21 protein-coding genes are annotated in these 25,648 nt (G+C 56.8%); 13 read left to right on the top strand and 8 right to left on the bottom strand.

From position 1 onward, the window contains the following. Positions 1 to 7: 7 nt before the first annotated feature. The 12 genes from V1603_RS15345 to V1603_RS15290 all read left to right on the top strand — a co-directional run bounded on the left by V1603_RS15345 (position 8) and on the right by V1603_RS15290 (position 13,296). Positions 8 to 1,096, top strand: a complete 1,089-nt coding sequence (locus V1603_RS15345) for a 4-oxalomesaconate tautomerase (RefSeq protein WP_233003353.1) — start codon at positions 8 to 10, stop codon at positions 1,094 to 1,096. Between the two features lie 75 nt (positions 1,097 to 1,171). Continuing rightward, positions 1,172 to 2,416: an MFS transporter gene (locus V1603_RS15340; protein ID WP_395312903.1), complete on the top strand. Its 1,245-nt coding sequence runs from the start codon at positions 1,172 to 1,174 to the stop codon at positions 2,414 to 2,416. A 70-nt stretch (positions 2,417 to 2,486) separates the two neighbouring features. Beyond that, positions 2,487 to 3,350 carry a fumarylacetoacetate hydrolase family protein gene (locus tag V1603_RS15335; protein ID WP_116339687.1) on the top strand — a complete coding sequence of 288 codons (864 nt, stop codon included), beginning with the start codon at positions 2,487 to 2,489 and terminating at the stop codon, positions 3,348 to 3,350. A gap of 18 nt (positions 3,351 to 3,368) precedes the next feature. Further along, complete coding sequence (gene citC / locus V1603_RS15330) at positions 3,369 to 4,436, top strand: [citrate (pro-3S)-lyase] ligase (RefSeq protein ID WP_395312902.1); 1,068 nt, start codon at positions 3,369 to 3,371, stop codon at positions 4,434 to 4,436. Between the two features lie 24 nt (positions 4,437 to 4,460). Next, a complete protein-coding gene (gene citD, locus V1603_RS15325) occupies positions 4,461 to 4,751 on the top strand; it encodes a citrate lyase acyl carrier protein (RefSeq protein WP_116339691.1) in 291 nt (96 codons plus the stop codon). Then, a complete protein-coding gene (citE, locus tag V1603_RS15320; protein ID WP_116341116.1) occupies positions 4,751 to 5,626 on the top strand; it encodes a citrate (pro-3S)-lyase subunit beta in 876 nt (291 codons plus the stop codon). Before citD ends, citE begins: the two co-directional genes overlap by 1 nt. A 30-nt stretch (positions 5,627 to 5,656) precedes the next feature. Then, positions 5,657 to 7,177: a citrate lyase subunit alpha gene (citF, locus tag V1603_RS15315; protein ID WP_395312901.1), complete on the top strand. Its 1,521-nt coding sequence runs from the start codon at positions 5,657 to 5,659 to the stop codon at positions 7,175 to 7,177. A 5-nt stretch (positions 7,178 to 7,182) separates the two neighbouring features. Beyond that, positions 7,183 to 7,722, top strand: a complete 540-nt coding sequence (citX, locus tag V1603_RS15310) for a citrate lyase holo-[acyl-carrier protein] synthase (protein ID WP_116339695.1) — start codon at positions 7,183 to 7,185, stop codon at positions 7,720 to 7,722. After that, on the top strand, positions 7,697 to 8,572 hold the full coding sequence (gene citG, locus V1603_RS15305; RefSeq protein WP_395312900.1) for a triphosphoribosyl-dephospho-CoA synthase CitG: 876 nt from the start codon (positions 7,697 to 7,699) through the stop codon (positions 8,570 to 8,572). Before citX ends, citG begins: the two co-directional genes overlap by 26 nt. 27 nt (positions 8,573 to 8,599) lie before the next feature. After that, a complete protein-coding gene (locus tag V1603_RS15300) occupies positions 8,600 to 9,148 on the top strand; it encodes an alpha/beta hydrolase (protein WP_116339699.1) in 549 nt (182 codons plus the stop codon). 17 nt (positions 9,149 to 9,165) lie between these two features. Beyond that, positions 9,166 to 11,760, top strand: coding sequence for a bifunctional aconitate hydratase 2/2-methylisocitrate dehydratase (gene acnB / locus V1603_RS15295; RefSeq protein ID WP_395312899.1), 2,595 nt, complete (start codon positions 9,166 to 9,168; stop codon positions 11,758 to 11,760). A 96-nt stretch (positions 11,761 to 11,856) separates the two neighbouring features. After that, a complete protein-coding gene (locus V1603_RS15290; RefSeq protein ID WP_395312898.1) occupies positions 11,857 to 13,296 on the top strand; it encodes an anion permease in 1,440 nt (479 codons plus the stop codon). Between the two features lie 82 nt (positions 13,297 to 13,378). Here the strand turns inward: V1603_RS15290 and narI are convergent, their stop codons facing one another. From narI to V1603_RS15260, 6 genes are all read right to left on the bottom strand, one after another. After that, entirely contained in the window at positions 13,379 to 14,059 is a 681-nt protein-coding gene (gene narI / locus V1603_RS15285) for a respiratory nitrate reductase subunit gamma (protein ID WP_233003347.1), read from the bottom strand. After that, positions 14,056 to 14,751, bottom strand: a complete 696-nt coding sequence (gene narW / locus V1603_RS15280; protein WP_395312897.1) for a nitrate reductase molybdenum cofactor assembly chaperone — start codon at positions 14,749 to 14,751, stop codon at positions 14,056 to 14,058. The genes narI and narW overlap by 4 nt, the downstream gene beginning before the upstream one ends. Then, positions 14,751 to 16,295: a nitrate reductase subunit beta gene (narH, locus tag V1603_RS15275; protein WP_008501747.1), complete on the bottom strand. Its 1,545-nt coding sequence runs from the start codon at positions 16,293 to 16,295 to the stop codon at positions 14,751 to 14,753. Before narH ends, narW begins: the two co-directional genes overlap by 1 nt. Then, the gene (locus tag V1603_RS15270) at positions 16,292 to 20,032 is read right to left on the bottom strand and encodes a nitrate reductase subunit alpha (RefSeq protein WP_116339708.1); all 3,741 of its coding nucleotides are present in this window, start codon (positions 20,030 to 20,032) and stop codon (positions 16,292 to 16,294) included. The genes narH and V1603_RS15270 overlap by 4 nt, the downstream gene beginning before the upstream one ends. 67 nt (positions 20,033 to 20,099) lie before the next feature. Next, positions 20,100 to 21,485 carry a NarK family nitrate/nitrite MFS transporter gene (locus V1603_RS15265; RefSeq protein WP_395312896.1) on the bottom strand — a complete coding sequence of 462 codons (1,386 nt, stop codon included), beginning with the start codon at positions 21,483 to 21,485 and terminating at the stop codon, positions 20,100 to 20,102. Between the two features lie 209 nt (positions 21,486 to 21,694). Continuing rightward, positions 21,695 to 22,270, bottom strand: coding sequence for a TetR family transcriptional regulator (locus V1603_RS15260; RefSeq protein WP_163329529.1), 576 nt, complete (start codon positions 22,268 to 22,270; stop codon positions 21,695 to 21,697). A 116-nt stretch (positions 22,271 to 22,386) separates the two neighbouring features. On the opposite strand from V1603_RS15260, the gene V1603_RS15255 reads away from it, so the two are divergent. Further along, positions 22,387 to 23,874, top strand: coding sequence for an MFS transporter (locus tag V1603_RS15255; protein WP_395312895.1), 1,488 nt, complete (start codon positions 22,387 to 22,389; stop codon positions 23,872 to 23,874). 61 nt (positions 23,875 to 23,935) lie between these two features. Here the strand turns inward: V1603_RS15255 and V1603_RS15250 are convergent, their stop codons facing one another. Next, positions 23,936 to 25,162, bottom strand: coding sequence for a Zn-dependent hydrolase (locus tag V1603_RS15250; RefSeq protein WP_395312894.1), 1,227 nt, complete (start codon positions 25,160 to 25,162; stop codon positions 23,936 to 23,938). Beyond that, positions 25,159 to 25,641 (bottom strand): L-2-amino-thiazoline-4-carboxylic acid hydrolase, encoded by a 483-nt coding sequence (locus V1603_RS15245; RefSeq protein ID WP_116339718.1) that lies wholly within the window; start codon positions 25,639 to 25,641, stop codon positions 25,159 to 25,161. The genes V1603_RS15250 and V1603_RS15245 overlap by 4 nt, the downstream gene beginning before the upstream one ends. Positions 25,642 to 25,648: the final 7 nt, after the last annotated feature.

Raw genomic sequence — 25,648 nt, 5'->3', positions numbered from 1 at the left:
AAAAGACATGTTAAAGATCCCTTGCGTATTAATGCGTGGCGGCACCTCAAAAGGCCCGGTCATTCTGGCCAGCGATCTGCCTGCGGAAACTGAAGCGCGTGACGCGGTTTTACTCAGCCTGATGGGCGCAGGCCACGAACTCGAAATTGACGGCATTGGCGGTGGAAGCCCGCAAACCAGTAAGGTGGCGATCGTCAGTCCATCCGACAGTCCGGATGCTGATGTGGATTACTTATTCGCACAGGTGATGGTGAACGAGCGTCGCGTCGATACCACGCCAAACTGCGGCAATATGCTCTGTGCCGTGGGCCCCTTTGCCATTGAAAAAGGGCTGGTGAAGGCGCAAAGCCCGGTGACGACGGTGCGGATACGCAATCTCAATACCGGAACGCTGGTCGACGCAGAAGTGCAAACGCCTGATTATCGGGTCGAGTATGAAGGTGATACCCAGATTGATGGTGTTCCGGGTACGGCCGCACCCGTTGGCTTAACCTTCCTGAATTCTGCGGGTTCAAAAACAGGGAAATTGCTGCCGACGGACAGCGTCATAAACGTATTCAACGGTATTGAGGTTACCTGTATTGATATGGCAATGCCGATGGTATTGATAGAGGCATCGGCCCTTGGGAAAACAGGAGGGGAGTCACCCGCGGAACTGGATGCCGATACGGCGTTTAAAGCAAGACTGGAAAACCTGCGTCGTCAGGCGGGCGAGGCGATGGGCTTAGGGGACGTGGCAAATAAAGTGATCCCTAAACCGGTTCTCCTGAGCCGGGCGCGTAATGGTGGAACGCTTCAGGTGCGGTATTTCATGCCACACACCTGCCATAAATCACTGGCCATTACCGGCTCGATTGGAATTTCGACCGCAACGCTTATTGAAGGCTCCGTCGCCGCTAAAATTGTCGCCGATCGCCCAAAAGAGCGCTTTACCAATATTATTGATATTGAACACCCAAGTGGAAAAATATCCGTATCATTACTGAGGGACGGGAATAATATCGAAAACACCCGAGCCGCAGTAATTCGCACTTCCCGTAAGCTATTTGAGGGTGTTGTCTGCGTGCCTGAAAAAATGCTCTCTGAAGTTGATTAGGTAAAAGCCAGACTAAGAAATATATCTACCTTAAACAATTACATTCTGTACCTTAACTATAATACTGAGGTTATTATGGCGTTAACGCATGCTAACAATACCCTGAAAGCTCCCGATCCGGTAAAAGCCAGTGCGCATATTCGCGTGATTCTGGCGCTGGCATTATCCGGGCTTGCGGAACTTGCTTCGTTGTTTTTTATTCAGCCACTGCTCCCGACGCTTGCTGTGGAATATAATGTTCCGGTCAGCCAGGTGAGTATTATCTTATCCGCAGAAACGGCATTGCTGGCAATTGGGCTGCTGTTTACCGGAACGTTATCCGACCACTATGGCAGGAAGCGGTTAATTATCGTCTCCCTCCTGTTGGGCGGCATTCTGACGCTGCTCTGCCCGCTGGTGGAATCCTGGGCGATGCTGGTGGCGCTGCGTGCGGTGATTGGTCTGGCGCTGAGCGGCATCGCGGCGGCGGCCACCGCCTACATCAGTGAAGAGGTCGCCCCGGTGGCGGCTGGCATCGTGACGGGCTATTTTGTCTTCGGTAACTCGATGGGCGGCATGTCCGGGCGTATTGTTGCCAGCCAGCTTATCGATCACGTTTCCATCAATGTCATCTTTTACGGGTTTGCGGTCAGTCTGATTGCAGTTGCCATTCTGGTGAAGTTCCTGCTGCCAGAATCGAAGAACTTCACGCCTACGCAGAGTCTGAATGTGATGCGCATGGTAAAAGGGGCGGCATCGCATTTCAAAAACAAAAATCTGGCGCTGGCGTTTGTTATCAGCTTCATTATTTTCGGCGCATTTACCTCACTTTATAACTATCTGGCCTTCTTCCTGAAAGGCGAGCCGTTCCATATTTCACCGGCAAACGCGGGTCTGCTCTCCTTTAGCTTCGCCCTGAGCTTCTTTACGGCTCCGCAGGCAGGTCGCTTATCGGCGAAATATGGCGCTATGAAAGTCTTGCGCGTGTTGTTCCTGATCATGGCGCTCGGCATGCTGCTGACACTCACGTCGAATGTGGTGACCTTTATCGTTGGCGCCGTGATTTTTACCGGCTGTTTCTTCGGCTGCCACTCTATCGGTTTAAGCTGGGTCAGTAAAAACGCAACGCATGCAAGAGGCCAGGCCGTCGCGCTCTATTTATTCTTCTACTACATGGGCGGTTCGGTTATTGGTTTTATTAACGGTTTTGTTTTCCATTCGATGGGCTGGCAGGGGATGACTGGATTTATTCTGGCATTGCTTGGGGTTGGCGTCGTGGTGGCGACGTATCTGGCATCCGGTAATAAACCGGTACTGGTACCCGCCCAGTCCGCAGAATAAAAAGCAGGCAATGTGTTCACGCCCTGGGGCGTGAACACAGAAAGAACACGTATATCAATCGGGTATTATCATGAAATTAGCAAGCTATATTTATCAGGGCCGTAAAAGCTACGGAATTTATACGCCATCCGGCTTTATCGATTTGGGTAATAAAATCGGCCATCAATATGCGACATTGAAAGACCTTCTTCAGTGGGACGCGATAGACGTCGCCAGACAGTATCTCGATTGCCCGGTGGATATTAGTCCTGAAGAAATCATCTTTTTGCCCGTTATAGAAGAGCCCGGAAAGATTTTCTGCGTGGGGATGAATTACGCTGAAAAAAGAAAAGAGTTTGCTGAGACGAATAATGCCCCCACGCTGTTTATCCGTTTTCCTGATTCGCAAACCGGGCATGCGCGGCCGGTAATAAAACCGGTTCTCTCCAGCGAGTTCGATTACGAAGGCGAGCTGGCCGTGATCGTCGGTAAACCCGGCAGCCGGATTGACGTCAATAACGCGCTCAGCCATGTCGCGGGATACAGCTGCTATATGGACGGCTCCGTGCGCGACTGGCAGCACGCCTGGTTCACCGCCGGTAAAAACTGGACGCAAACCGGCGCCTTCGGCCCGTATATGACCACGGCGGACGAGATCCCCGATCCTCACGCGTTGACCATTCACACCTGGCTGAACGGTATGCTGGTCCAGAATGACTCCACCGGCAGCATGATCCACAAAGTGGCGGATCTTATCGCCTACATCAGCACGTTCACCTCCCTCAGCGCCGGCGACGTCATTATTACCGGTTCGCCGGGCGGGGTCGGCAAAAAGCGTAACCCGCCTCTGTTTATGCACGATGGCGATCGCGTTGAAGTGGAGATCGAAAACATTGGCCGACTGGTTAATACCATTGTGGAAGCTCAACCGCAGCCACAAGCGTTAGCTGTCTAAACGCTCAGGAGAGAGAAGATGTACACCGACAGAACACCCGAGTTTGAGGTTATTCACGCCGGTAACGCCCAGTCCCGGGAAGAGGTTGTCCGCTTCCTGGCCCGCAACGGTTTAGGCATTGATGATGATATTGAGCAATTTATTGTTGCGCGCTATCAACGCAATCTTGTCGCCTGTACCGGCATTGCGGGTAACACGCTGAAGTGCATCGCGGTGGATCCCGCGTGGCGGGGCACGTCGTTAAGCCTGACGTTAATTCATGAGGCCGAGCTTCAGGCGGCGCAGAACGGTGAACATCAGCTCTTTCTTTTTACCTGTCCGGATAACGTAAAGTCGTTTCGCGGATGCGGGTTTTATCCGCTGGTGACGGTCGAGAACCGTGCGTCATTAATGGAGAATACGCCGGTAGGTATTCATCGTTATTGCAGCCAGCTGCGCCGCCTTCATTTCATGCCGGGGAAAAATATCGGCGCCATTGTGATGAACGCCAATCCGTTCACCCTCGGCCATCAATATCTAATTGAACATGCGGCAAGCCGCTGCGACGCGTTACATGTTTTCGTGGTCCAGGAAGATGTCTCCGCATTTTCGTTTAAAGAACGGTTCACGATGGTCAGGGACGGGTCGCGGCACCTGCCAAACGTCACCGTTCATCCGGGGTCGGCATATATTATTTCGCGCGGCACTTTCCCGGGCTATTTCCTGAAAGATAAGCAGGTCATCGATAAAACCTACGCGGCCATTGATCTCCTGCTGTTCAGAAATTACATCGCCCCCGCGTTGAATATCAATCATCGTTTTGTGGGTACCGAGCCGTTTTGTCCGTTAACCGCCGAATATAACCGGGCGATGCACCGCTGGCTGGAAGAAGAGACGAGCGCGGCGGCCTGTATTAGCGTACACGAAATAGCAAGAAGAACGGACGGTAATAATGTGCCGGTATCGGCTTCAGCCGTTCGTCGTTTATTAAAAGAAAACAACATCGCTGCCGCCAGCCGCATGGTGCCTGCCACCACGCGCGCGTTTCTGAATAACGGATCGCTGCATCAGCCCTGTTTATCCGAGCCGCTGACGGCAGCGGTTTAAGCGCATTATCACAGGAATAAGAATATGAAAATTGTGCAAGCCGCGATGGCGGGAACGCTGGAGTCCAGCGACCTGATGGTTAAGGTCAGTCCCGTCGAGAGCGGGCTGGATGTGGTCATCCAGAGCGAAGTGTATAAGCAATTTGGCGACCGAATTACTGAGGTTGTCAATGAAACCCTGGCCGCGTTCAACATCGAGCAGGGGCTTGTCGTTATTGATGATAAAGGCGCGCTGGATTGCGTGATCCGCGCCCGCGTGCAGGCTGCTCTGCTCAGAGGTACAGCCCGGGAAGACATTGCATGGGAAACGTTATGATGAAAAAGCTACGCCGCAGTATGTTATTTATTCCCGGTTCAAGTGCCGCTATGCTGTCGACGGCATTTATCTATAAACCAGACTCAATTATGTTTGACCTGGAAGATGCCGTTGCGCTGAAAGAAAAAGACAGCGCGCGTCTTTTGGTATTTCACGCCCTGCAACACCCGATGTACAACGATATTGAAACTGTTGTCAGAATTAACCCGCTGAATACCCCTTTTGGCTTAAAGGATCTGGAAGCCGCCGTCAGGGCAGGGGTGGACGTTATTCGTCTGCCGAAAACCGATACTCCGGAAGATATTTATCAGCTCGAACGTGAAATCGTCCGCATTGAAGAAAGCTGCGGGCGTCCTGTTGGCTCAACGAAATTAATGGCGGCAATCGAATCCGCCGTCGGCGTCATTAATGCTGTCGCCATAGCGAAATCCTCCGACCGTTTAATGGGGATTGCGCTCGCCGCCTTTGACTACGTGATGGATATGCAAACTGAGCGGGGCGATGGGACCGAACTGTTCTATGCCCGCTGTGCCGTACTGCATGCCGCGCGCGGGGCAGGGATCGACGCTTTTGACGTGGTGTACGCCGACGTGAATGACGAGGTCGGTTTCCTGAAAGAAGTGGATCTCATCCGCAGGATGGGCTTCAACGGAAAATCGCTGATTAATCCGCGACAAATTGAAATTCTTCACAACGCCTACGCGCCCACGCAGGAAGAAGTGGATTACGCCCAGCGCGTGATTGCTGCCGCAGAAGAGGGAGAACGCAACGGACTGGGGGTGATTTCGCTGAACGGAAAAATGATCGATGCGCCAATCATCAACCATGCCCGCGTCGTTATCGAGCGCAAAAATGCCTCGGGCATTCGTCAGTAATCCCTTTAACCGCAAGCGACAGGATGAATAATGAAAAGTCTCACTGAAACCCTGCACCACATTCCTGGCTCTCGCCGTGAGTACGTCGCCTTCAGCGGCGCCAACGCGACGACGCCTTATCTTGCTGATCCTCAGCAAAAGTCTCACCGCAAGCTTTTTGCCAGTGTGGACGACGTGCTGGCCCGCTGCGATCTGCATGACGGCATGACCGTATCCTTTCATCACGCGTTCCGCGAGGGCGATAAGGTCATTAATTACGTGATGGATAAGCTGGCTCAGCGCGGTCTGAAAGGGATCACACTCGCCTCCAGTTCATTGATGTCGTGTAATGCGCCGCTTATTGAACACATTCGCAGTGGCGTGATTGGCAAAATCTATACCTCCGGCATGCGTGGCGAGCTGGCGGATGCGATTTCACACGGGCTGATGGACGAGCCGGTACAGATCCACTCCCACGGCGGGCGGGTGAATCTGATTCAAAAGGGTGAAATTGCCATTGATGTCGCCTTTCTGGCGGTGTCCTGCTGCGATGAATATGGCAATGCCAGCGGCAACGGCGGCACATCGCAGTGCGGCTCGCTCGGTTACGCCATGGTCGACGCGCAATATGCCAAAAAGGTGGTCTTGCTTACTGAAACCCTGAAGCCGTTTCCCAACCTGCCGGCCAGTATCGTTCAGGATCGGGTTGACTATGTGGTGCAGATTGAGAGCGTCGGCGACCCGGCAAAAATCAGCGTAGGCGCCGCCAGGGTCACCAGTAATCCACGTGAGCTGATGATTGCCCGTTCTGCCGCCGACGTTATTGAACATTCAGGCTATTTCCGCAACGGCTTTTCCATTCAGACCGGTTCAGGTGCGGCGTCTACCGCCTGTACGCGGTTTATGGAAACCCGTATGCGCAAACACAATATTGTCGCTCGTTTTGCGCTCGGCGGGATCACCGGCAGCATTGTCGATCTGCATCAAAAGGGGCTTATTGAAAAGATCCTCGATACGCAAAGCTTTGATGGTGCTGCGGCCGCTTCCATGACCGTCAATCCCGACCATGTGGAAATTTCCACCAACGTCTATGCGAACCCGGCTGCAAAAGCTGCCTGCTGCGACAGGGTAGACGTGGTCATCCTCAGCGCGCTGGAGGTGGACACGCTGTTCAACGTCAACGTGCTGACCGGTTCCGACGGCGTGATGCGCGGCGCGTCGGGCGGGCATTGCGACGTCGCCGCGGCGGCCAATCTCACCATTGTAGTTGCCCCGCTGATCCGCAGCCGAATTCCTACCGTTGTCAGGCAGGTCACCACCCTGGTGACGCCGGGCGAAAGCATTGACGTTCTGGTTACCGATCACGGTATTGCCGTTAACCCGGCGCGTCCGGAGATCCGCGAACGTCTGATTAACGCCGGGCTGGCCGTCGTCGATATCGATGCGCTGTACCACAAAGCGCTGCTCATCTCGGGTGAGCCTAAGCCTGTCGAATTTACTGACCGGATCGTGGGCGTGGTGCGCTACCGCGACGGCAGCGTGATTGATGTGGTTCGCCAGGTTAAGGAGTAATTCCCATGACGGATAAAGCCTCAAACATGAAGGTCTCTCTGGAACAGGTGTTGAACGGCAGAGAGCAACGAGCCCGTCGCCAGCAGGCGTGGCTGTTTCAGTCGGATCATGCGGTGGTTTCCGTCACTCTGGTCTGGCCGGGGGAGGTCAAAGATACCGCGCTGGCCAGACGGGTGATGGCCGCCGCCAATGACGCGATCGGTGACCTGTTACGGACCCATCAGTGGACGGTCTGCCGCCAGCAGACCCTACAGCTAGTCACGGGCCCGGAAGCGCTCTGGTCGGTGGCGGCCCCCGCGTGGATGATCAAACACGTGACGGCGCATCTGGAAGATAACCATCCGCTGGGACGCTTATGGGATATCGACGTGCTGTGTCCGAAAGCGGGCCTGCTGAAAAGAAATGCCATCCAGCAACCGATGCGCAGATGCTTTATCTGTCATGAACCTGCTCATGTTTGTTCCCGCATGCGACGTCATTCGCAGGCCGAGCTCACGCGCGTAATCGAGGCGTTAACCGATGACTACTTCGCTTGCCAGATGTAATGCGCCGGACGTCAAGCAACCCTTTGCGGAACTGGCTGTCGAGGCGATGTACCGGGAAATTCGCTTGACCCCAAAACCGGGTCTGGTGGATCGCGTAAACAGCGGGGCGCATAAGGATATGGATTACGCCCTGTTCATGGCCAGTATCGCGGCGATTGCCCCCTGGTTCTCAACGTTTTTTAACGTTGGCAGAGAGACGGCTTGTCTTGCTGGCCCGCAAACGCTGCGGGCGATAAGGCCAACCGGTCTGGCCTGCGAGCAGGCGATGTTTAACGCCACCGGCGGGGTGAATACCCATAAAGGCGGGATCTTCTCGCTGGGGCTGCTGTGTGCGGCGGCGGGACGTCTGACACAAAGGGATGAAACGCTCACGCAGCGCAGTTTATGCCATGAGACCCGCATTATCTGTACCGGCATCGTTGAGCAGGAGCTGAAAACCACCGGCATCGCCAGAACGAAGGGCGAGCAGCAGTTCCAGGCATACGGCTTTACCGGGGCGAGAGGGGAAGCTGCCAGTGGTTTTATGACCGTCCGCCAGGCGGGTCTCCCGCCCCTGCACACCGCGTTAGGTCAGGGCGAATCCGAAGACGTGGCGCTTTTGAGGATGCTGCTGGGTTTGATGGCCGTGAATCCGGATACCAACTTGGTTTCCCGTGGGGGAATAGAAGGTCTGAACTACGCCAGACGCTATGCGAGGCGGTTATTAAAAATAAAACGTCTCCCGGCGGATAAATTGGTTAACGCGCTACTCAGAATGGACGCGGAATTTATCAAACGCAATTTAAGCCCCGGGGGTAGCGCCGATCTTATTTCCGTTGGCTGGTTATTGTCGCAGTTTCCACCCGAATAATCGCGAATAGCGTAACAGGAAAACGTCATGATTGAACAACGCCTGCAGCAGCTCAGTAACGTTTATACCCCTATTCTGGTGCCGGGGCTGAGAGACAGCGATGAACATCACTGGCAAAGCTGCTGGGGGCGGCGTTTTCCTTTCTGGAAACGGATCCAGCAGAAAAACTGGTTCGAGCCCGACATTGAAAACTGGGTCTCCGCCATTTCCCGAGAGCTGGCAGCGTGTCAGCTGCCCGCCATTCTCGTCGGCCACAGTTTTGGCGCGCTGGCGGCATGCCGGCTGCTGCAAACGCGTCAGGTCAACGTCGCCGGGGTGGTGATGGTCGCGCCGGCAGAACCCGCTTTTTTCGGCCTGGAAGAGGCCATTCAGCCAGCGTCATTACCGGTTCCCTGCCTGATGTTTGCCAGCAGAAACGACCCCCTGATGCCTTTCGCGCGCGCTCAGATCTGGGCGGCACGCTGGGAGGGACACTTAATCGATATCGGTGAGGCCGGGCATATTAATGCCGAATCAGGCTTTGGTGAATGGCCTTACGGGCTCGAACGACTAACAGAATTTTGTGAACAACTTTAGCTTTAACAGGAGTACGTATGTTAGATGATTATAATCAGCACCTGAAAGCGCGCGCTGAATCGGGTATTCCGGCAAAACCCTTAACTGCGGAGCAGACCGATGCGCTTATTTCTCGTTTAATTCACGATGCGCCCACGCATCATCCGCGATTAATCGATTTATTAACCCATTGCGTTCCCCCGGGCGTCGATCCCGCGGCTAAGTTAAAAGCCGAATTTTTATTTAAGCTGGCACTACAGGAATACCGTATTGACGGTCTCTCTCCCGAAGCGGCCACGACACTGCTGGGTTCCATGCAGGGTGGCTATAATGTTCAGCCGCTGATCGATCTTCTGGACCACCCGAGCCTGGCACCGCTGGCCGCACAGCAGCTTTGTTCGACTATCCTTATCTTCGAAAAATTCAGCCAGGTGGAAGCCAAAGCGCTGAACGGTAACGTCAGGGCAAAAGAGGTGCTTCAGTCATGGGCAAATGCCGAGTGGTTTACCCGCCGTCCGGCGATGCCTGAAAAAATCACCCTGAAGGTGTTCAAGGTTCCGGGCGAAACCAATACCGACGATTTGTCTCCGGCACCGGAGGCGTGGTCACGTCCGGATATTCCGCTGCACGCGCTTTCCATGCTCAGTAACGCCAGGGAAGGGGTTGAGCCTGATGAGCCCGGCGCGCGCGGCCCTTTGCGCCAGCTGGCAGAATTAAAAGAGCCAGGCTGGCCGCTGGCGTACGTCGGCGACGTCGTGGGAACCGGGTCATCGCGCAAGTCCGCCACCAACTCGATCTTATGGCACATCGGGAATGATATTCCTTTCGTGCCGAACAAGCGTAACGGTGGGTTTGTGTTCGGCGGCAAAATTGCCCCGATTTTCTTCAATACGCTGGAAGATTCCGGTGCCTTGCCGGTAGAGATGGACGTCTCCTCGCTGACGACCGGGATGCTGATCGATCTGTATCCCTACAAAGGCGAAATTCGCGAGACGGAAAGCCAGCGTCTGGTGACGCGCTTTACGCTTAAAACCGAGGTGCTTCTGGATGAAGTGCGGGCCGGCGGGCGGATCCCGCTAATTATCGGACGCAGCCTGACCGCGAAAGCGCGGGAATCGCTGAAGCTTGCGCCTTCAGAGGCATTCCGCAAGCCCTCCGCTCCAGCGCCATCCACCGCCGGTTTTACGCTGGCACAAAAAATGGTGGGTAAAGCCTGCGGCGTCGCGGGGATCCGTCCCGGACAGTATTGCGAGCCGAAAATCACGACCGTGGGCTCTCAGGACACCACCGGCGGGATGACGCGCGACGAGTTAACCGATCTTGCCTGCCTGACGTTTTCAGCCGATCTGGTGATGCAGTCTTTCTGCCACACCTCTGCGTACCCTAAGCCCGTCGACGTTCAGCTTCATGAGACCCTGCCGCAGTTTATCACCCGTCGTAACGGGGTCGCGCTGAAACCGGGCGACGGCATTATCCACTCCTGGCTTAACCGTATGCTGCTGCCGGATACGGTGGGCACCGGTGCCGACTCCCATACCCGCTTCCCGCTGGGGATCTCTTTCCCGGGCGGTTCCGGGCTGGTGGCGTTTGCCGCCGCAACCGGCATTATGCCGCTGGATATGCCGGAATCGGTACTGGTTCGCTTTACGGGTGAGATGCAGAAAGGGATCACCCTGCGCGACCTGGTGCATGCGATTCCGCTCTACGCCAGAAAGCAGGGCCTGTTGACGGTCGAGAAAAAGAATAAGCGCAATATTTTCTCGGGCCGGATCCTCGAAATTGAAGGGCTGGAAACACTGAGTGCAGAGCAGGCGTTTGAGCTGACTGACGCCTCCGCTGAACGGTCCGCTGCCGCCTGCGTGATGCGCCTGGCGGAAGACAAGGTCGCGCAGTACCTGCGTTCCAACGCGGTCCTGCTGCGCTGGATGGTTAAGCAGGGATATGAAAACGCCAACACGCTTGAACGACGCATTGCTGAAATCGAGGCGTGGCTGGCTAACCCGTCGTTGCTGTCGGCCGATCCTGAAGCGGAATATGCCGCAGTCATTAACATTGATCTCAATGAAATCACCGAACCGGTGGTCTGTGCACCTGACGATCCGGATGACGCTCGCTTACTTTCTGAGGTGGCCAGCACGCCGATAGAGGAGGTCTTTATTGGCTCCTGCATGACCAACATCGGTCATTTCCGCGCTGCGGGTGAAATCCTGGCCGACGCCCGTGAAAGCCGGGCGCGGTTGTGGATTGCGCCTCCCACCAAAATGGATGCCGGGCAGCTTTCCCGCGAGGGCTATTTTAGCCAGTTTATAAAGTCGGGGGCACGAATCGAGCCTGCGGGCTGCTCCCTCTGCATGGGGAACCAGGCGAGGGTACGCGAAGGGAGCCACGTGGTATCGACATCCACCCGAAATTTCCCGCATCGTCTGGGAACGAATGCCAGCGTGTTCCTTGCCTCGGCAGAATTAAGCACCGTCGCGGCCATACTGGGTAAAATGCCAACCGTTGAAGAATATTTAAGCTATACGGAAAAACTTCATGGCGCGCATGAAAATATCTATCGCTATCTCAGTTTTGACACCCTGGCCGAATATAAAATCACAGAAGGTGATAATATCCCGGTTGTTGGTGTGTAGTTTCTTATTATTTATTTAGAAAATGTATTTATCCGGCAGAGGCGTCTCCCAGGAGAATCCTCTGCTATTCAGGGACCCTTTTCTCATGGGTGAGATATGCTTAAGTCCAATATTTTAAAAACAATCTTACTTGCCTTAATAATATTATTATCAATATTTATCCCTCCGCCTGATGGATTAACTAAAGAGGCGTGGATACTGGCAGGAATATATTTGTCCGCTATCGTTGGCCTGGTCATTAAACCGTATCCCGAACCCGTCATCATGCTCGTTGCGGTCGCGTTAACCTGTTTTACCGTGACAAAATTCCCGGATTCACCTGTCAAATCAATGGATGTGCTGAGCGGATACGCCTCAGGCACAACCTGGCTGGTGTTCAGCGCCTTTACGCTTAGCGCGGCGTTCGTTACGACCGGCCTGGGAAAGCGGCTTGCTTACTGGTTCATCCTCAAATTTGGCAGTACGACGCTAAGGCTGGGGTATGTTACCGCCTTACTGGACCTGGTGCTGGCACCCGCTACGCCCTCCAATACCGCGCGGGCAGGTGGGGTGGTTTTTCCGATTATTAACAGTATCGCGACCGTTCTGGGGTCAACGCCAAAAGAGACACCGTGCAAGGCTGGCCGTTATTTAATGGTTAATGTCTATATGGTCACTAAAACGACCAGTTATATGTTTTTAACGGGCTTTGCCGGAAACGCGTTAGCGCTTCAGCTCATTTCAGATATTTTCCATATTCATATTAGCTGGATCGGCTGGATGCTGGCGGGTGCCCCGCTGGGGTTATTGATGCTGTGTATCATTCCCTATATTTGCTACCGAGTAGCCTCGCCGGAAATTAAGCATATTGATAATGTCGCGATTGCGACCAGCGGGCTGGAAAGTCTTGGGACAATGAGCCTTAAAGAGAAGGGACTGGTGGTTATTTTTATCGCCGCTTTATTGGGCTGGATCTTCTCACGTCATCTTGGACTCACTGAATCCGCCGTCGCTATTATCGCGATGGGGGCGGCGCTGCTGTTTAATATTATTGGCTGGAGTGATGTTCAAAAAAATAAAGGCGGCTGGAATACCCTGATGTGGTACGGGGGTATCATCGGTCTGAGCGCCACCCTGAGCAAGGAGGGATTTTTCCGCTGGCTGGCGGATTTCCTGTCTGCGCATCTGGATTTTCTCAGCGCCGGTAATATGACTATCGTGATTATCGTGTTTCTCAGCGTGCTGGTTCGCTATTTCTTTGCCTCCGGCGGGGCATACGTTGCGGCCATGGTGCCGGTGTTTGCCACCGTGGGTCTGGTCACCGGAACGGCGCCTGTTCTGCTGGCGCTTGCTATTCTGTTTTCCAATTCCTACGGCGGATGTATCACGCACTATGGTGGCGCAGCAGGACCTATTATCTTCGCCTCGGGGTACAATGACATTAAGTCATGGTGGACAATCGGCACGATCGTGGCGCTGTGCACGTTTTTAGTCCACATGTTCCTCGGCATTCCCTGGTGGGGATTCCTCATGCAGCACGGGATGCTGCAGTTTTAATCGCCCGGTAGCGGCATCGCCTTCCCGGGCCTACACTAGCTTGAACGCAGGTCGGGTAAGGCGAAGCCGCCACCCGACAAAATCAACGGCGCGATCTCACCACCTGATACCGCCGGGTAAAGTACTCAAACGGCGCGCTCCACACGTGCACCAGGCGGGTGAACGGGAAGATAAGGAAGATCGTCATCCCCAGCACCAGATGAACGCGGAAGATCGGCGCAACGCCGCTCAGCATCTCCGACGAGCCCCCCTTAAACGTCACGATCCCCTGCGCCCAGCCGACCAGCTTCATCATCTCGCTTCCGTCAGGGTACTGGGCGGAGAAAGGAATGGTTGAAAGCCCCAGGATGCACTGGAACAGCAAAATACTCATGATGATGATATCCGGCGTGGTGGACGTAGCGCGCACCCGCTGGTTGAACAGGCGGCGGTAAAGCAGCATTGACCCGCCAATCAGCGTCAGCACGCCGCAAATCCCGCCCGCAATCATGGCTAGCTGCTGCTTAACCGCGACGGGTAAAAACCAGGCGTACATCCAGTGCGGGGTTAACATGCCGAACAGGTGCCCGAAGAAGATCCCCAGGATACCGATATGAAACAGGTTAGAGGCCCAGTTCATACCGCGCTTGCTGAGCATCTGGCTCGACGAGGCGCGCCAGGTGTACTGCCCGTAGTCGTAGCGCAGCCAGCTGCCGAGGAAAAACACGGTGGCGCAGATGTAGGGGTAAATGTCATAGAAAAACACGTTCAGGTAATGGATCATTTTGGGCCTCCGGCGCTGACGTCCACGTACTGCGGCGCGACGTCCTGGCTAAAGCGTCGTTGATATTGCTGCATCGGCGAGCTGTCGCACGATGTGGCGTTGTCTTCGATAAACTTCACCTGTTCCTCTTCCCATACGGCGTCCAGCGCCTGGCGGGTATCATCCCGTTTTTCACCGGATACCTGTTTCGCCACGCTGTCGCTGGAGAGCCGCGTGCCCGCAAGCGTCAGCAGGGCATCAAACAGCTGATAGTGCGCCACGCCGCGCTGCTTCAGGCGGCCGCCAATCAGCGCCAGGATCGGTGCGACGTTCTGCAATCCTTCGCGCGCCTCTTCATCAGTAACGATGCTGAGGTACTCCAGGTAGAGCGGCAGATAGTCCGGCAATTCGCGGCAGTCGAGCTGTAGCCCGGCTTTCTCATACTGCCCCATCAGGTCGACCATCGCCTGACCGCGATCGCGGGACTCGGCGTGAACGTGCTCGAACAGCAGCAGGGACGTTGCGCGCCCGCGTTCAAACACTTCGCACCACTCGGCCTGCTTATCCAGCAGCGGGGCGCTCAGGTGCTGCTGCGCAAACGGCAGCAGCATGGGCGCGTCCTGCTCAACCAGGGAAAGCGCCTCAGCGCGGTTTTCCCACAGCAGCTCATCGGGATACTCAATCAGCAGCGCGATGATTTTAAAGATCTGCATTATTCTCCCTCCCCGTGTTCGCGCACCTCGGTGATGTTGATCGCGTCGATGCGGCTGCTGTTGAAGAGGTTGAATTTGGTGTCGGAGCCGTGGCAGCCGTCGCCAAAGGTGAAGCCGCAGCCGTTTTTCTCCGGGAAGGCGTCGCGCGCCATTTCGCGGTGGCTGGTCGGGATCACGAAGCGGTCTTCGTAGTTGGCGATGGCCAGATAGCGGTACATCTCCTCAACCTGCGCTTCGGTCAGGCCGACCTCTTCGATGGCGCGGGTATCGGTTACGCCTTCCACGGTCTGGGAGCGTTTGTAGTGACGCATCGCCATCATGCGCTTCAGGGCGCGCAGCACCGGGCCGGTATCGCCCGCGCTGAGCATGTTTGCCAGGTACTGCACCGGAATACGCAGGCTTTCCACGGCAGGCAGGACGCCGTCGCTCTGCGGCAGGCCGCCGGCGTCCGCGTAGGACTGAATCGGCGACAGCGGCGGCACGTACCAGACCATCGGCAGAGTACGGTATTCCGGGTGCAGCGGCAGGGCGAGCTTCCAGTCCATCGCCATTTTGTAGACCGGCGAACGCTGGGCGGCGTCAATCACGTTCTGCGGAATACCCTGTTTCAGCGCTTCCTCAATCACCGCCGGATCGTTCGGGTTGAGGAACACGTCGCACTGGCGCTCGTACAGATCGGTTTCATGCTCGGTGCTTGCCGCCTCTTCAATGCGGTCCGCGTCGTACAGCAGCACGCCGAGATAGCGGATGCGCCCGACGCAGGTTTCCGAGCAGACGGTCGGCTGGCCGGACTCAATGCGCGGGTAGCAGAAGATGCATTTTTCTGACTTGCCGCTCTTCCAGTTGAAGTAGATTTTCTTGTACGGACAGCCGCTGATGCACAGGCGCCAGCCGCGGCATTTGTCCTGGTCGATCAGCACGATGCCGTCCTCTTCGCGCTTGTAAATTGCGCCGCTCGGGCAGGTGGCGACGCAGCTCGGGTTCAGACAGTGCTCGCACAGGCGCGGCAGGTACATCATGAAGGTGTTTTCGAACTGGCCGTACATCTCCTTCTGGATCTTCTGGAAGTTGCGGTCGCGGGCGCGTTTTTCGAACTCGCCGCCCAGCAGCTCCTCCCAGTTGGGGCCCCAGACGATTTTGTCCATCCGCTTGCCGTCAATCAGCGAGCGCGGACGGGCGGTAGGGAGGTGATCCCCTTCCGGCGCGCGGTGCAGATCCTGATAGTCAAAGGTGAAGGGTTCGTAATAATCGTCAATCTGCGGCAGGACGGGGTTGGCGAAAATTTTCGACAGTACGCCCATTTTGCCGCCGAGGCGCGGCGTCAGCTTGCCGTGTATGCCGCGGATCCAGCCCCCTTGCCACTCCTCCTGATCTTCCCAGTTTTTCGGGTAGCCGATGCCCGGTTTGGTTTCGACGTTGTTAAACCACGCATACTCCATCCCTTCGCGCCCGGTCCAGACGTTCTTGCAGGTGACCGAGCAGGTGTGGCAGCCAATGCATTTATCGAGATTCAGAACCATGCCAACCTGTGAGCGTATTTTCATTTTTTCGCCTCCTGTACCTGATCCCGACCTTCGCCGTCCAGCCAGTTAATGTTTTTCATTTTGCGGATCATGATGAACTCGTCGCGGTTGGAGCCAACGGTGCCGTAATAATTGAAGCTGTAAGCCAGCTGGGCATAGCCGCCGATCATGTGCGTCGGTTTCGGGCAGACGCGGGTGACTGAGTTGTGGATCCCGCCGCGCCGTCCGGTCACTTCTGACCCCGGAATGTTCAGGATGCGCTCCTGGGCGTGGTACATCATGGTCATACCCGGCGGCACGCGCTGGCTGACCACCGCGCGGGCGGTGAGGGCGCCGTTGGCGTTGAAGGCTTCGATCCAGTCGTTGTCCTCAATGCCCAGCTCGCGCGCGTCGGTTTCGCTGATCCAGACGATGGGGCCGCCGCGCGACAGGGTCTGCATCAGCAGGTTTTCGCTGTAGGTGGAGTGAATGCCCCATTTCTGGTGCGGCGTCAGGAAGTTGAGCGCTTTTTCCGGGAAGCCGTTCGGTGGGATCTCGCGCATATGGGTGACGCTGCGGGTGTCAATCGGTGGACGATAGGCCACCAGGCTCTCACCGAAGGCGCGCATCCAGGGATGATCCTGATACAGCTGCTGCCGGCCAGAGAGGGTACGCCACGGGATCAGCTCGTGGACGTTGGTATAGCCCGCGTTGTAGGAGACATGCTCGCTTTCCAGACCGGACCAGGTCGGGCTGGAGATGATTTTACGCGGCTGCGCCTGGATATCGCGGAAGCGGATCTTCTCGTCTTCCTTGTTCAGCGCCAGGTGGGTGTGATCGCGCCCGGTCAGTTCCCCGAGCGCTTCCCAGGCCTTCACCGCCACCTGGCCGTTGGTTTCCGGCGCGAGGGCGAGGATCACCTCGGAGGCATCAATGGCGGTTTCAATACGCGGTCGGCCTTTCGCCGGGCCGTCGAGCTTGACGTAGTTGAGCTTGCCGAGGAAATCCACCTCGTTCTGGGTGTTCCACGATATGCCTTTTCCGCCGTTGCCGAGCGTGTCCATCAGCGGGCCGAGGGAGGTGAAGCGCTCCCAGGTTTCCGGGTAGTTACGTTCGACCACGGCGATGTTCGGAGCCGTTTTACCGGGGATCAGATCGCATTCCCCTTTGCGCCAGTCCTGAATATCAAACGGCTGCGACAGTTCCGCCGGGGAGTCGTGCTGTAACGGCTGCAACACCACGTCAGTTTCAGTGCCCAGGTGGCCGACGCAGACCTCGGAGAAAACTTTGGCGATGCCTTTGTAGATCTCCCAGTCGCTGCGCGATTCCCACGCCGGGTCGACGGCGGCCGAGAGCGGGTGAATAAACGGGTGCATGTCCGAGGTATTCATATCGTCTTTTTCATACCAGGTGGCGGTCGGCAGAACGATATCCGAGAACAGGCAGGTGCTGGACATACGGAAGTCGAGCGTTACCAGCAGGTCCAGCTTGCCCTCGATGGCGGCGGTTTGCCACTCCACTTCCTCAGGCTTCACGTCGTCCGTTGAGCCTAAATCCTCGCCCTGAATGCCGCTCTCGGTGCCGAGCAGGTATTTCAGCATGTACTCGTGGCCTTTCCCGGACGAGCCGAGCAGGTTAGAGCGCCAGACGAACAGGTTGCGCGGATGGTTCTTACCGTTGTCCGGCTGCTCGCAGGCGAAGCGGATATCGCCCGATTTTAACGCCTGAACGGTGTACTCCTGCGGCGTCATGCCTGCCGCGTCTGCGCGGGCTTTTATGTGCAGCGGGTTGAGGCTGAGCTGCGGCGCCGACGGCAGCCAGCCCATGCGCTCGGCGCGGACGTTGAAGTCGATCAAGTGTCCGGTGAATTTCGACGTATCTGCCAGCGGGGAGAGCAGCTCCTGCGCGGTCAGCTTCTCATAGCGCCACTGGCTGGCGTGGTTGTAGAAGAAGGAGGTGCTGTTCATCTGGCGCGGCGGGCGGTTCCAGTCCAGCGCGAAGGCCAGCGGCAGCCAGCCGGTTTGCGGGCGCAGCTTCTCCTGGCCCACATAGTGGGACCAGCCGCCGCCGCTCTGCCCGACGCAGCCGCAGAAGACCAGCATGTTGATCATCCCGCGGTAGTTCATGTCCATGTGGTACCAGTGGTTCACCCCGGCACCGAGGATGATCATTGAGCGACCGTGCGTTTTGTGCGCCGTGTCGGCAAACTCGCGGGCGATTTTTTCAATCAGCCAGGCGGGCACGCCGGTGATCTGCTCGCCCCAGGCGGGGGTATAAGCTTTGATCTGGTCATAGCCTTCTGCGGCGTTACTGTCTTCCAGGCCGCGATCGAGACCGTAGTTAGCCAGCACCAGATCGTAAACGCTGACCACGCGTTTCTCGCTGCCGTCGGCGAGCGTCAGGGTTTTGCTCGGCACGCGGCGCGTCAGCACCGGCTCCTGCTTCACGCTGCGGAAGTGCGGGTTTTCGTTGCCGCCAAAGTAGGGGAAGGCAACGTCCGCAACGCTATCGTGGGTAATGAGCAGCGAAAGCGTCAGTTCGGTTTCCTGGCCTGCGGCAAGTGATTCCAGGTTCCATTTGCCTTTTTCTCCCCAGCGGAAACCGATAGATCCGTTTGGCACCACCAAATCCCCGGCAATATTGAAGGCGACGGTCTTCCACTCTGGGTTATTAGTTTCCCCCAGCCCGTCGACAAGGTCCGAGGCGCGTAGCATGCGGCCCGGCACCACGCGACCGTCTGCCTGCTCATCCAGCAGGACCAGCATCGGCATGTCGGTATAGCGGCGGCAGTAGTTAAGGAAGTAATCGCTCGGGTTATCGAGGTGGAACTCTTTGAGGATCACGTGGCCCATCGCCATAGCGAGGGCGCTGTCGGTGCCCTGTTTAGGGGCAAGCCACTGGTCGCTCAGCTTAGCCACTTCAGAGAAGTCCGGCGTAATGGCGACGGTCTTGGTCCCCTTGTAGCGCACCTCGGTGAAGAAGTGGGCGTCCGGGGTACGGGTTTGCGGCACGTTCGAGCCCCAGGCAATGATGTAGCTGGAGTTGTACCAGTCGGCGGACTCCGGCACGTCGGTCTGCTCGCCCCAGGTCATCGGCGACGCAGGCGGCAGGTCACAGTACCAGTCGTAGAAGCTCAGGCAGGTGCCGCCCAGCAGGGAAAGATAGCGCGTGCCGGCGGCGTAGGAGACCATCGACATCGCCGGAATAGGCGAGAAACCGGCCACGCGGTCCGGGCCGTAGTGTTTGATGGTCCAGACGTTGGCGGCGGCAATCAGCTGGTTTAGCTCTTTCCAGTTCGAGCGGATAAACCCGCCTTTACCGCGCGCCTTCCTGTAGCTCTGCGCCTTTTGCGGATCGTTTTGAATGGCATCCCAGGCGAGCACCGGATCAGTATGCTGCGCCAGCGCCTCGCGCCAGAGTTCAATCAGCCGGCGGCGCACCAGCGGGTATTTGAGACGGTTGGCGCTGTAGAGATACCACGAGTAGCTTGCGCCACGCGGGCAGCCGCGCGGCTCGTGGTTGGGCAGGTCAGGGCGGGTGCGGGGGTAATCGGTCTGCTGGGTTTCCCAGGTCACCAGGCCGTTTTTGACGTAAATCTTCCAGCTGCAGGAGCCGGTACAGTTCACGCCGTGGGTGGAACGGACAATCTTGTCGAACTGCCAGCGCTGACGGTAGCTGTCCTCCCAGTCGCGGTTGGTGTGATACACCTGCCCGTGCCCATCGGCGAAACTGTCACCTTTTGTTTTGAAGTAACGGAAACGGTCCAGCAGTTTGCTCATGACATTTCTCCTGCTTCGATAGCATGGCCGGAGAGTGCTGCATCACGCTCCGGCGAAGATGTAATTTTTATTTTTGTGAGGATTTGCGGCCGTACACCAGCCAGGTGACAAGCACGCAGACGATGTAAAACGCGAGGAAGACCTTCATGGCACCGACCGGTGACCCGGTCATCGCCAGCGAGGTGCCAAAGGCTTTGGGAATAAAGAACCCGCCAACGGCGCCGATGGCGGAGATAAAGCCCAGCGCGGCGGCGGTCTCCGTCACCGCTTCGTGCTGCGCCTGTTCGTCCGTGCCGCCCTGCTTTTTGACGCGGTCGAGGGTGATTTGGCGGAAAATAATCGCAATCATCTGGAAGGTCGAACCGCTACCCAGCCCGGCGGTAAGGAACAGGCCCATAAACACCAGATAGAAGGCGACAAAGCTGCCGGAGCCAGAGCCGGGCAGGGTCAGGAAAATCAGGGCGCTAAAGAGGGCCATAAAGACGAAGTTAATCAGCGTGACGCGCACGCCGCCCAGCTTGTCAGAGATCATCCCGCCCGCAGAGCGCGCCAGCGCGCCGATAAGTGGGCCAAAGAAGGCGAGGTGCAGGATGTTCACGTCCGGGAACTGGGTTTTTGACAGCATGGCAAAGCCCGCCGAGAAGCCGATAAAGGAGCCGAAGGTCGCCAGATAGAGCAGGCTCAGCAGCCAGAGGTGAAAGCGCTTCAGCACCGGCAGCTGGCTGGCGATGGAGGCTTTTGAACTGGCAATATCGTTCATGCCAAAAAACGCCGCAAGGGTTGCCAGCAGCAGCAGCGGCGCCCAGATCCAGGCCGCATTGGCCAGCCACATCGTCGAGCCGTCCTCCTGCGGCACGCCGTGCACGCCGAGGAAGGTAAACATCGGCAGAAATATCACCAGTGGCGCAACCAGCTGCATCACGCTGACGCCCAGGTTGCCCAGCCCGCCGTTGATGCCCAGCGCGCTGCCCTGTCTGGCTTTCGGGAAGAAGAAGCTGATGTTACCCATGCTGGATGCGAAGTTGGCTCCGGCAAAACCGCAGAGCAGCGCGATGATGATAAAAACCCAGTACGGGGTGGCCGTATTTTGAACGGCAATCCCCAGCCAGACGCAGGGAATAATCAGGATAACGGTACTCAATACCGTCCAGTAACGTCCGCCAAATATTGGCACCATAAACGAGTAGGGGACGCGTAATATCGCGCCGGAGAGCGAAGGTAATGCCGTTAGCATAAAAAGCTCATCGGTGGAGAAATTAAATCCGACTTTATTGAGGTTGACCGCAACGGCGCTAAATAGCATCCACACGCAAAACGCAAGGAGCAGACAAGCCACAGAAATCCATAGGTTTCTTCGTGCGATATGTTTTCCTTTATTCTCCCAAAATTGCGCGTTTTCAGGTTTCCAGTTACTCAATAGATGCTGATTATTCTTTTCACTTTGTTGCGACATATCGCCCTCTTGCTTACCTTGACGGAGAGAAAAATGAAGTAAAAACAAAAAGATGGGTGGTTATGTATTATTGGGTTTTTAGGATGTTTTGGGATACATCTGAAAGGATAGATAAAAAAGCGAACCCCCGAGATTAGAATGGAAATAAGGGTTCGCTTAATGTGTTACTAATTGTAACTAGTGCAAAAATTAATACTCCAGAAGGAGTATTAAAACAATTCCAGCGTGATAAGTTTGTCGAGATGCTTATTAAACGCCGCCTCGTCCATTTCTGGCATATTTAATACGGCGATCCCATCCAGGCCACAAACCAGCCCTATTAAACGCCAGGCGATATTTTCCGCCCGATCGCTAAGCGTGAACGCGCAGGCAGCCGCCCCGGCACGGATAATCGCCACGGTCTCCTGATGCCACATCTCCATGGTCAGGACATAAGCCGCTTTGATCTCGGGATCCCGGCTGGCGAGAATTTGGGCTTCCCGCCAGAGGCGAATGTAAGGTTCAAGGCCACCGTCGTCACTGCCGAGCATGCTGTGCAGCCGTTCCCGCCAGCTGGCGTTTTCGCCCACCACGTCGGCATCCAGCAGCTCGCGGATCACGCGCACAAACGCCAGCGATTTTAACTCGCCGCCGGAGGCAAAGTGGTGGTGGACCTGTCCGGTCGCGACGCCCGCTTCTGCGGCAATGCGCCGTACCGTCATAGCGGCCAGCCCCTCGCTCAGGGCCACACGCATCGCGGCCTGGAGGATTGCTTCCCGTCTCTCTTCCTTGTTCAAATACCGCATTTTTTTCTACCCTCAATAGGACCGAAACGAGTGTAACAAAAAGCTGGACATGCGTTCAACTTTACGTAGGATCGCATCCTGGACATGTGTCCATGTTTGAAATAAAAAGGAAATTTATGTTTCGTCAGTGGTTAGCGTTAGTGATTATCGTGCTGGTGTATATCCCGGTGGCGATTGACGCGACGGTGCTGCACGTGGCGGCGCCGACATTGAGCATGACGCTGGGCGCCAGCGGCAATGAATTGCTGTGGATCATCGATATTTACTCGCTGGTGATGGCGGGAATGGTGCTGCCGATGGGCGCCCTGGGTGACCGCATCGGTTTTAAACGGCTATTGATAATCGGCAGCACGCTGTTTGGCCTGTCGTCGCTGGCGGCCGCGTTTGCCCCCTCAGCAGGGTGGCTGATAGCGGCGCGCGCCTCGCTGGCGATCGGTGCGGCAATGATCATCCCGGCTACGCTTGCGGGGATCCGCACGCTCTTTACCGACGCGAAAGATCGCAACATCGCGCTCGGCGTCTGGGCGGCGGTGGGTTCAGGCGGGGCGGCGTTTGGTCCGCTGATTGGCGGTATGCTGCTGGAGCACTTCTACTGGGGCTCGGTATTTTTGATCAACGTGCCGATCGTGCTTATCGTCGTTACCCTTGCCGCGCGCTTTGTCCCGCAGCAGGAAGGGCGCCCTGAGCAGCCGTTAAATATCAGCCATGCGATCATGCTGATTGTGGCCATTCTACTGCTGGTCTACAGCGCCAAAACCGCGTTAAAAGGCGTTCTGTCGCCGTGGCTTGTGGCGTGTACCTTGCTCACGGGGGCCGTGATGCTGTTTATTTTCGTGCGTATCCAGCTGCGCGCCCGGGTGCCGATGATCGACATGCGCCTGTTCTGTCACCGCATCATTTTAAGCGGCGTGGTGATGGCGATGACGGCGATGATCGCGCTGGTGGGCTTTGAACTGCTGATGGCGCAAGAGCTGCAGTTTGTCCACGGCTTTACGCCCTTCGAGGCGGGCATGTTCATGCTCCCGGTGATGGTGGCTAGCGGATTCAGCGGGCCGATCGCCGGTGTGCTGGTGGGCCGTCTGGGGCTGCGCATTGTCGCTGCGGGTGGTATGGGCCTCAGTGCGGTCAGCTTTATCGGTCTGTCGATGCTTGATTTCAGCACGCAGCAGTGGCAGGCGTGGGGCCTGATGGTGCTACTGGGCTTTAGCGCCGCCAGCGCGCTTCTGGCCTCGACCTCGGCCATTATGGCGGCCGCGCCGAAAGAGAAAGCAGCCGCCGCAGGGGCCATTGAAACCATGTCCTATGAACTGGGCGCCGGGCTGGGGATCGCCATCTTTGGTCTGCTGTTGACCCGCAGCTTCTCCGCGTCAATTAATCTGCCGCAGGGGCTCAATGCATCGCTCGTCGACCAGGCTTCGTCATCCATAGGTGAGGCAATGAAGGTAGCGCAGGATCTGACGCCAACGCTGGAGGAGCCGGTGATTGAAGCGGCGAAAAGCGCGTTTATCACCTCGCACAGCGTGGCGCTGGGCAGCGCAGGAGGAATGCTGTTGCTGCTGGCCGTCGGGATCTGGTTTAGCCTGGCGAAGGTGCCGAAGCCGTAAAATGTGCCAGGTTGAGCTTACCGGGTCTGCGGGAGCGTTTTTGCAGGCCCGGTAAGGCGGCTTATGTGTCCTGCGCGGCGGCAAGCACGCTGTGCAGCAGCACGTTTGCCCCTTTCTCTGCCCACTCCGGCAGGATCTTCTCGGCTTCGTTGTGGCTGATACCCTTCACGCAGGGAATGAAGATCATGCTGGCAGGCGCGACTTTGCTGACGTAGCAGGCGTCGTGTCCCGCGCCAGAGACCATGGATTTCGACGAATAGCCCAGTTCCGCTAGTGCTTTCTCCGTGCGGGCCAGGCATACGGCATCAAACGCAATCGGCGCGTAGTCAAAAATCCGTTCCACATCAGCCGTTACGCCCCGCGCGCTCAGGCTTTGCGCCGCCAGATGCAGCGCTGTCTCCATCGCTTCCAGCGCCTCCCGGGCAGGATGTCTGAACTCCACGCTGCACACCACGCGAGACGGCACTACGTTGCGCGAGTTTGGCGTAACCTGCGCCATACCGATCGTCGCGCGTCCGTCCGGCGCATGCCGATAGCCAATCTCTTCCACCTTCAGCGCCAGATCGGCAAATGCGGTTAACGCATCGCGGCGGCTGTGCATCGGCGTGGTGCCTGCATGGGCGGCGAATCCGTCCAGCGTGAGGGTAAACCAGCGCTGGCCCATTGCCGCACGGACTAACCCGATATCGACGGCTTCATCTTCCAGGATCGGGCCCTGTTCGATGTGCAGTTCGTAGCAGGCGTGAACCGGAAACGCGCGGGCAGGGGCTTTCCCCCGGTAGCCGATGTTATCCAGCGCTTCCCCCACGGTGATGCCTTCGTTATCCGCGCGGGAATGCGCGTACGCTTCGCTAAATTGTCCCGTCCAGACCCCTGAAGCGAGCATGGCCGGCGCAAAGCGCGCGCCTTCTTCGTTAGTCCAGTTCACCAGCACAACGTCACGTTCAGTCTCAACGTGACGATCGTTTAGGGTACGCAGCAGCTCCAGCCCGGCCAGCACGCCGTACACCCCGTCGTAGTTACCGCCCAGCGGCTGGGTATCCACATGTGAACCTGTCATGACCGGAGCAAGCTGCGGGTTTTTCCCGGCGCGGCGGATAAACATAGTGCCCATGCTGTCGATGTCGCAGGTGAAACCCGCGTCCAGCGCCCAGTCGCGCAGCAGGTTACGCGCAATGCGATCTTCCTCGCTCAGTGCCAGACGGGTCACGCCACCGGCGGGCGTGCCGCCGATCTGCGCCATCATCTCAAGCGTTGACCACAGCCGTTCGGCGTTAATGCGGATCATGTCTTGTCCTTACTGCTGCGGTAGCGGAAATCACAGCACGAACCGCCCTGCATGATGGTGGTCGTGCGGGTCAGCTTTACGTCCGGCGCATAGCCAACGATGAATTTTTCATCGCGCGCGCAGGAGAGCAGATGACCAATCTCTCCCAGCCCCATTTCGTGATACATCTCCGCGTAGCGGCAGCGGGTCACGTTGTAGTTGTACTGCTGGTCGTCGGCGTCGATCACCTTCACGTCAAGCGCGTTATCTTTTTCCCACAGATACTGCAGAGCGATGAAACTCTTGACGTCCGCGCCGTTGGGTTCTTTGCTGGCAAACGCTTTGCCTGCGTCAATCGCGGCCTGCTCGATAGCCTCGCCAATGACCGCCTGTGCGCGAGCTTTTCCTATCTCGCGCACCAGGATTTCATAAATTGGCTTAATAATTTCTGCTTCAATTTTGCGGCGGGCGAGAATGCCCAGCTCGTTATTATCACTCATCACATTG

The organism is Enterobacter sp. ECC-219 (genome assembly GCF_043966805.1).
GTDB lineage: Bacteria > Pseudomonadota > Gammaproteobacteria > Enterobacterales > Enterobacteriaceae > Enterobacter > Enterobacter cloacae_N.
This window is presented reverse-complemented; position numbering and strand designations above follow the sequence as displayed.

Coding starts and splice junctions, on each gene's coding strand:
- V1603_RS15265 (WP_395312896.1), bottom strand. CDS start 21,485: ATGTCGCAACAAAGTGAAAAGAATAATCAGCATCTATTGAGTAACTGG.
- V1603_RS15270 (WP_116339708.1), bottom strand. CDS start 20,032: ATGAGCAAACTGCTGGACCGTTTCCGTTACTTCAAAACAAAAGGTGAC.
- V1603_RS15255 (WP_395312895.1), top strand. CDS start 22,387: ATGTTTCGTCAGTGGTTAGCGTTAGTGATTATCGTGCTGGTGTATATC.
- V1603_RS15245 (WP_116339718.1), bottom strand. CDS start 25,641: ATGAGTGATAATAACGAGCTGGGCATTCTCGCCCGCCGCAAAATTGAA.
- V1603_RS15290 (WP_395312898.1), top strand. CDS start 11,857: ATGCTTAAGTCCAATATTTTAAAAACAATCTTACTTGCCTTAATAATA.
- citX (WP_116339695.1), top strand. CDS start 7,183: ATGACGGATAAAGCCTCAAACATGAAGGTCTCTCTGGAACAGGTGTTG.
- V1603_RS15260 (WP_163329529.1), bottom strand. CDS start 22,270: ATGCGGTATTTGAACAAGGAAGAGAGACGGGAAGCAATCCTCCAGGCC.
- citE (WP_116341116.1), top strand. CDS start 4,751: ATGAAAAAGCTACGCCGCAGTATGTTATTTATTCCCGGTTCAAGTGCC.
- V1603_RS15340 (WP_395312903.1), top strand. CDS start 1,172: ATGGCGTTAACGCATGCTAACAATACCCTGAAAGCTCCCGATCCGGTA.
- V1603_RS15250 (WP_395312894.1), bottom strand. CDS start 25,162: ATGATCCGCATTAACGCCGAACGGCTGTGGTCAACGCTTGAGATGATG.
- acnB (WP_395312899.1), top strand. CDS start 9,166: ATGTTAGATGATTATAATCAGCACCTGAAAGCGCGCGCTGAATCGGGT.
- citD (WP_116339691.1), top strand. CDS start 4,461: ATGAAAATTGTGCAAGCCGCGATGGCGGGAACGCTGGAGTCCAGCGAC.
- citC (WP_395312902.1), top strand. CDS start 3,369: ATGTACACCGACAGAACACCCGAGTTTGAGGTTATTCACGCCGGTAAC.
- narH (WP_008501747.1), bottom strand. CDS start 16,295: ATGAAAATACGCTCACAGGTTGGCATGGTTCTGAATCTCGATAAATGC.
- citG (WP_395312900.1), top strand. CDS start 7,697: ATGACTACTTCGCTTGCCAGATGTAATGCGCCGGACGTCAAGCAACCC.
- V1603_RS15300 (WP_116339699.1), top strand. CDS start 8,600: ATGATTGAACAACGCCTGCAGCAGCTCAGTAACGTTTATACCCCTATT.
- narW (WP_395312897.1), bottom strand. CDS start 14,751: ATGCAGATCTTTAAAATCATCGCGCTGCTGATTGAGTATCCCGATGAG.
- narI (WP_233003347.1), bottom strand. CDS start 14,059: ATGATCCATTACCTGAACGTGTTTTTCTATGACATTTACCCCTACATC.
- V1603_RS15345 (WP_233003353.1), top strand. CDS start 8: ATGTTAAAGATCCCTTGCGTATTAATGCGTGGCGGCACCTCAAAAGGC.
- V1603_RS15335 (WP_116339687.1), top strand. CDS start 2,487: ATGAAATTAGCAAGCTATATTTATCAGGGCCGTAAAAGCTACGGAATT.
- citF (WP_395312901.1), top strand. CDS start 5,657: ATGAAAAGTCTCACTGAAACCCTGCACCACATTCCTGGCTCTCGCCGT.